Genomic DNA, 707 nt, shown 5'->3' on the forward strand with positions numbered 1-707 from the left:
ATCACGCAATGCAGACAGAGAACTGCTAGGCACTGAACAACTTGCTTGGTTGATTAAAGAGTTCAACACGCACGATGCAAAATGGAACGTTTTAGGCCAACAAGTTTTGATGTCGCGAATGGAGCTACCAAGTTCAGTGATGACGGCGATGTTCCAACTGTTTACGTCAACAGAAGAGAAGAAAACAGAAGCGTTGTTGGCGGTGAATACAGCGATCACGGGTTATCTTGCCGATCCAAGTGCAGATCCCATTTCTCTGCCATACAACCTCGATGCTTGGGATGGTTACTATGTCGAGCGTGAAAAAGTCTACCAACTGGCCAAAGCAAGTAGTGGCAATTTTGTGTGTTTAGCGGGCGATACTCACAACGCGTGGGCAAGTGAGTTAAAAGATGTGTCAAATAATCCGATAGGGGTCGAGTTTGCGACGAGCTCGGTGAGCTCTCCGGGGTTAGAAGAGTATTTGGCGTTGGACCCGGTGGCGATTGCTCAAATGGAATACACCTTGCCGCATTTAGTCTCCGAGCTGCAATGGGCTGACATCAAACAACGTGGCTTTATGCGAGTGACCTTTACAGCTGATGCCGCTCAATCGACGTGGTACTTGGTATCGACCATCAAAGACAAAAAGTATCAGGTGACGACGAAGTCGGCGTCTACGACAAATGGCACAACGTTAGACATTATCTAATCTAAACTGGCGAAAA

The 707-nt window shown here is 47.4% G+C and carries 1 protein-coding gene; it reads left to right on the forward strand.

The features are described 5' to 3' along the window. A partial coding sequence (locus tag R7Z47_RS24895) for an alkaline phosphatase D family protein (RefSeq protein WP_318130769.1) occupies positions 1–691 on the forward strand: 691 nt, incomplete at its 5' end. Positions 692–707 lie beyond the last annotated feature (16 nt).

The organism is Vibrio sp. 1641 (assembly GCF_033339995.1).
Classification (GTDB): Bacteria; Pseudomonadota; Gammaproteobacteria; order Enterobacterales; family Vibrionaceae; genus Vibrio; species Vibrio alginolyticus.